2 protein-coding genes and 1 pseudogene are annotated in these 6,309 nt (G+C 66.3%); 2 read left to right on the plus strand and 1 reads right to left on the minus strand.

What is annotated here, in order from left to right; all coding sequences use genetic code 11:
- Positions 1-185 (minus strand): annotated as a pseudogene (locus WA944_RS09605) (molybdopterin oxidoreductase); the annotation flags it as partial.
- A gap of 276 nt (positions 186-461) precedes the next feature.
- Here WA944_RS09605 and WA944_RS09610 point away from each other — a divergent pair.
- Positions 462-1,868, plus strand: coding sequence for an MFS transporter (locus WA944_RS09610; protein WP_526372349.1), 1,407 nt, complete (start codon positions 462-464; stop codon positions 1,866-1,868).
- A 22-nt stretch (positions 1,869-1,890) separates the two neighbouring features.
- Positions 1,891-5,904, plus strand: coding sequence for a bifunctional nitrate reductase/sulfite reductase flavoprotein subunit alpha (locus WA944_RS09615; RefSeq protein ID WP_526608416.1), 4,014 nt, complete (start codon positions 1,891-1,893; stop codon positions 5,902-5,904).
- Positions 5,905-6,309 lie beyond the last annotated feature (405 nt).

Here is a 6,309-nt window from a genome sequence, read left to right on the forward strand (position 1 = left end):
CGGAACAGGATCACGGTGACCATCTGGTCGGCCGAGTTGCCGCCACGAAAGTAGACCGGCTGGGAGGTGGCGCCGGCAGGGACCACGTAACGCATCGATTCGTCGATCAGCAGCGGTTTTTCGTATCCGCCGCCGTCGAACCCGAACACACCTTGCAGGAATCGAGGACTACTTCCGTCGGACATGGCTCGAAGCTAGAAGCCGGTTGTTTCCGATTCGTTTCGCCCGCAAGTCACCCGTGCATCCCCCTGATCACTCAGCAACCACCTCACGGTGAGCTGACCTGCGGTGTGAGGCCGTGTTTTCATCGCGGTCACCAACGTGCAACGGATGCGGAATGCCCAGGCAGTAAACCTGGGACGAGCCCGAACGCAGCGTGGCGGTTTCGGGCGGGGAGTGTCTGGCACAGCCGCCGGCGGCGGCAGTTGACCGCATCGGATCCATCCACCACAGGAGACATCATGACCGTTACGGACAGCGAGTCGACGGGGGGAGCCACGACGGCGCCACCCGAGGCGCCGGGTCGCCATCGGGGCAAGCACTGGATCGATGACTGGCGCCCAGAGGACCCGGAATTCTGGGACACCGTCGGGCGACCAATCGCGCGGAAAAACCTGATCTACTCGATCTTCGCCGAGCACATCGGCTTCTCGGTGTGGCTGCTGTGGAGCATCGTCGTCGTACAGATGACGGCGGCGGCCGACGGCACCGCCACGGCGTCCGGTTGGGCGCTGACCACCTCGCAGGCGCTGTGGCTGGTTGCGGTGCCCAGCGGCGTCGGAGCCTTCCTCCGGCTCCCGTACACGTTCGCTGTCCCGGTCTTCGGGGGCCGCAATTGGACGGTGATCTCGGCACTTCTGCTGCTGATCCCGTGTCTCGGATTGGCCTGGGTGGTGAGTGACCCGAGCATCCCGTTCTGGGTGCTCCTGTTGGTTGCCGGCACCGCCGGTTTCGGTGGAGGCAACTTCGCTTCGTCGATGGCCAACATCTCGTTCTTCTACCCGGAGAAGGAGAAGGGCTGGGCACTCGGCCTCAACGCTGCGGGTGGAAACATCGGAGTTGCCGTGGCGCAGAAGGTGATTCCGCTCGTGGTCACCATCGGCGCCGGGGTGACGCTGTCGCTGGCGGGGCTGTTCTATGTGCCGTTCGCGGTGGCCGCGGCGATATGCGCGTTCCTGTTCATGAACAACCTCTCCGAGGCCAAGGCCGATGTGAAGCCGGTTTGGCATTCGCTGCGCCACACCGACACCTGGGTGATGTCGTTGCTCTACATCGGGACGTTCGGCTCGTTCATCGGGTACTCAGCGGCGTTCCCGACTCTGCTCAAAGCGGTGTTCGACCGTGGTGACATTGCGTTGACCTGGGCATTTCTCGGTGCATTCATCGGGTCGGTAGCCCGTCCGCTCGGCGGCAAGCTGTCGGACGTATACGGGGGAGCGCGGATCACCGCGCTGAGCTTCGTCATGCTGGCGGTCGGTGCCGCGGGCGCGCTCTGGTCGGTGCAGGCCACGAGCATGCCGGTGTTCTTCATCGCCTTCATGTTCCTGTTCATCGCCACTGGCATCGGCAACGGTTCCACCTACCGGATGATCTCGAAGATCTTCCGGGTGAAGGGTGAAGACGCCGGCGGCGACCCGTTGACCATGCTGCATATGCGACGTCAGGCTGCGGGTGCACTCGGAGTGATCTCGTCGGTCGGCGCGTTCGGCGGGTTCATCGTTCCCCTCGCCTACGCGTGGGCCAAGTCCGAGTTCGGCAACATCCAGCCGGCGCTGCAGTTCTACGTCGGATTCTTCCTCGTCCTTCTGGTCGTGACATGGTACTTCTACCTGCGCAAAGGCAGCCGGATGGCGCAGGCGGGCGTCTGACAAGAAGGATGACGACATCGCGATGACCACGCGCACCGCCTGCTCCTACTGCGGGGTCGGCTGCGGGATCTCGGTTGAGACCCGCACCGACCCCGCGACGGGCGCGCCGGTGATCGCCAAGGTGTCCGGGGATAAACTCCACCCGACCAACTTCGGGCGGCTGTGCACCAAGGGCGCCACGCACGCGGAGATGATGGCCGCGACCGACGGCCGGCTCACCACCGCCCTGTTGCGACCGTCGCGCGACGCGGACCCGGTGGCCGCCGACGTCGACGACGCACTCGCCGAAGCCGGCAGACGGTTGCGCGCGATCGTCGACGAACACGGTCCCGATGCGGTGGCGCTCTACGTCTCGGGTCAGATGTCGATAGAGTCGCAGTATCTGGCCACCAAGCTGGCCAAGGGATTCCTGCGCACCGTGCACATCGAGTCCAATTCCCGGCTGTGCATGGCCAGCGCCGGGACCGGGTACAAGCAGTCGCTGGGCTCTGACGGGCCGCCGGGTTCCTACACCGACTTCGACTGCACGGATCTGTTTTTTGTGATCGGCTCCAACATGGCCGACTGCCATCCGATCCTGTTCCTGCGAATGGCCGACCGGCTCAAGGCCGGCGCCAAGCTGATCGTCGTCGACCCACGCCGGACCACGACCGCCGAGAAGGCCGACCTGTACCTGGCGATCCGGCCCGGCACCGATCTGGCGCTGCTCAACGGGATCCTGCATCTGCTGGTGGCAGACGGGGCCATCGACGAGGACTTCATCGCCGAGCACACCGAGGGCTGGGAGGCGATGCCGCAGTTCCTGGCCGACTACCCGCCGGACCGGGTCGCCGCGATCACCGGCCTGCAGGAGGCCGAAATTCGTTCTGCTGCGGCGATGATCGCCGCAGCGGGGGACTGGATCAGCTGCTGGACGATGGGGCTGAACCAGAGCACCCACGGCACCTGGAACACCAACACGATCTGCAATCTGCACCTGGCCACCGGAGCCATCTGCCGGCCGGGAAGCGGACCCATGTCGCTGACGGGTCAGCCCAACGCCATGGGCGGACGCGAAATGGGATACATGGGGCCGGGTCTGCCGGGCCAGCGGGCGGTGCTCTCGGCGGACGACCGGGCTTTCGTCGAGCAGCAGTGGGATCTGGACCCGGGCACCATCCGGGCCGATGTCGGGCCCGGCACCATCGACATGTTCGGGCAGCTCGGCAGCGGTCAGATCAAGGCGGTGTGGATCATTTGCACCAACCCTGTTGCCACCGTTGCCAATCGGGACACCGTGATCACCGGACTCGAAGCTGCCGAGCTGGTGATCACCCAGGACGCGTACACAGACACTGCCACCAATCACTACGCCGACATCATGCTGCCGGCCACCCTGTGGGCCGAGACCGACGCCGTGATGGTCAACTCGGATCGCAACCTCACCCTGCTGCAGCAGTCCATCCCACCCGCCGGTGACGCGCGGCCGGACTGGGAACTGATCTGCGGTGTGGCCCGGCATCTCGGGTTCGGCAGCGGGTTCGACTACAAGTCCAGCGAGCAGATCTTCAACGAGATCCGCCGGTTCCACAACCCGCGCACCGGATACGACCTGCGCGGGGCCAGCTATGAGCGGCTCCGCGAGACCCCGGTGCAGTGGCCCTGCCCGCCCGAGGACGGCCCGGCCGGCTCCGACGACCGCAACCCGATCCGCTATCTCAACGACGGGATCTCCCAGGACCTGTACACCGCCCCCGACGGGTACCGTCCCCGGCTGGCGTTTGCCACCGCATCCCGCCGCGCGGTGTTCCACGCCCGCCCCCACCTGGACGCCGCCGAACTGCCCGACGACGACTACCCGGTGATCCTGAACACCGGACGGCTCCAGCACCAGTGGCACACCATGACCAAGACCGGCAAGGTCGCCAAACTCAACAAGCTCAACGCTGCGCCGTTCGTCGAGATCCATCCCGATGACGCGGCCGCACTGGGGATCTCCGACGGCCGCGAGGTGGAGCTGACGTCCCGGCGGGGCCGCGCGGTGCTTCCCGCCGTCATCACGAACCGGGTGCGACCGGGCAACACCTGGGTACCGTTCCACTGGAACGACGAGCACGGTGAGCACCTGACCATCAACGCCGTCACCAACGACGCCGTCGACCCGGATTCGTTGCAGCCGGAGTTCAAGGTGTGCGCGGTGCGCCTCGCCCCGGTACCGGTCGAGTCGACGCTGCCCGTCCCGTCGGAGGCGCCCGAATTCACCGAGGACGAAAAAAGCTATCTGGCCGGCTTTTTCGCCGGTGTCGAGCAGGGGATGCCGGGTGTGCCGGTGTTGCCCGCCGCTGCGCCGCTGGGCAGGTCCGCGCGGCTGTGGGTCGACGGACTACTGGCGGGCAGGTATTCGCGGTCGGGTGACGCCCAGCCGGGTGTCGATATCACGGTGGGGACGGGCCCGCTGGTGCTGTGGGCCTCTCAGACCGGTAACGCCGAGGAGTTCGCCGGAAAGCTGGGGGACCGCCTCCGGGGCTCCCGTCTTCAGGCGATGGACGACATCACGCTGTCGGATCTCGGCGAGGCCGGCGAGGTCGTCATCGTGACCAGCACGTTCGGCGACGGCGGACCGCCGGACAACGGTGCCGACTTCTGGCAGCGGCTGCAATCCCCGCAGGCGCCGTCGCTGATGGGGGTGCGCTACTCTGTGCTGGGCATCGGCGACCGGTCCTACGACAACTTCTGCGGTCACGCAAAATCGCTGGACACCCGGCTCTCGGAGCTGGGCGCCACCAGGGTGCTCGACCGCGCCGAATGTGAAGCCTACGATGACCAGCCCCTCACTCAATGGGCGGACGCGGTGGTGGACGTGATGGCCACACCGTCCGCCCCGGCAGAGGTGGCGCCACAGGTCCCGGACGCCGAATCCGCGACGCCGTCCGGACCGGTGTGGTTCACACGCGCGCACCCGATCACCGCGCCGCTGTGCCGGAACACCAGGCTGACCCCGGCCTCGGCGGCCAAGGACGTCCGTCAGTTCGGCTTCGACATCAGCGAGCACGACGTCACCTACGCCGCCGGTGACTCCCTCGGCGTCTACGTGCGCAACTCCGAGCAGGTGGTCGAAAACTGGCTGGCGGCAACCGGATTCAGCGGCAACGAGTCGATCATCCTCGACGGTGCCGCGGTGCTGCTGCGTCACGCCCTGACGTCGCACTACGACGTCGGCAAGGTGACGTCCAACCTCGTCGGATTCGTCGCCGAACACTGCGCGGACGCGGCGGTCGCCAAACGCCTGCGCAAGGACCGCGGCGCCCTCGACACATGGCTGGTGAACCGCAACGGCCTCGACCTCGTCCGCGAGTTCACCGTCCACGCCGCCCCAGAGCTCTGGCATGAGGTCCTGGTGCGGCTGACGCCGCGGCAGTACTCGATCTGCTCGAGCCCGCTTGTCAGCCCGCACGAAGTCCAGCTGACGGTGTCGGTGGTCCGCTACCGCGGCGGCGACGGAGGTCCTCGCGGCGGCGTCGCCTCCACGTATCTGGCCGACCTGCCCGACAACGCACCGGTGCCGGTGTTCCTGCAGCGTTCGCCACACTTCCGGCCACCCCGGGATGCGCAGACCCCGATGATCATGGTGGGGCCCGGCACCGGCATCGCGCCGTTCCGGGGATTTCTGCAAGAGCGTCGCGCCCTCGGTCACACCGGCCGCAACTGGTTGTTCTTCGGCGACCAGCACCGCGACCAGAACTTCTACTACCGCGACGACCTGACCGACATGGTGGACGACGGCTTCCTCAACCGACTGGATCTGGCCTTCTCCCGCGATCAGAGACAGCGGATCTACGTGCAGCACAAGATGCTCGACTACGGCGCCGACGTGTGGCGTTGGCTCGACGAGGGGGCGCACTTCTATGTCTGCGGCGACGCCGGACGGATGGCCCGCGACGTCGACGACGCACTGACCGACATCATCAAGACCCACGGCGGCATGAGCGCAGAAGCGGCACGCGACTACAAGCGGGAGTTGGTCGCCGAGAAGCGCTACGTGCGTGACGTGTACTGAGGGGGCGGACGGGGCCAAGGCGTCCATCGTCCCGTCCAGCCCTATTTCGGGCCACAGGACTCTAATGGGAAGCGATCAGCGTGTCGTTCACGGGAACACCGATCCTTGAGCGATCGGCTGACCGCCGAGCCGCCAGCCGGTGAGCACTGCGTGCGGTTCCCCCGAGATTGTGGAGGTTTTCTATGCCGCTTCCGGCTTGGTCTTGGATTCCGTGATCTCGCGGTTGACGGGCGAGAGCCCGTCAGCGCACAGCGCGGTCACCGTTCAGTGGGCCGCCGCTAAGCCTGGATACACCGATCCGGTGGATGGGTGATGTGAGTTGAAACGCCGAAATGCCCTGTCGTGGTGGGAGAATGAGATTTCCTGAGGATCACATTCGGCCATAACGAAGGGCATCTCGTAGAT

This window comes from Mycobacterium sp. (assembly GCF_049683355.1).
Lineage (GTDB): Bacteria > Actinomycetota > Actinomycetes > Mycobacteriales > Mycobacteriaceae > Mycobacterium.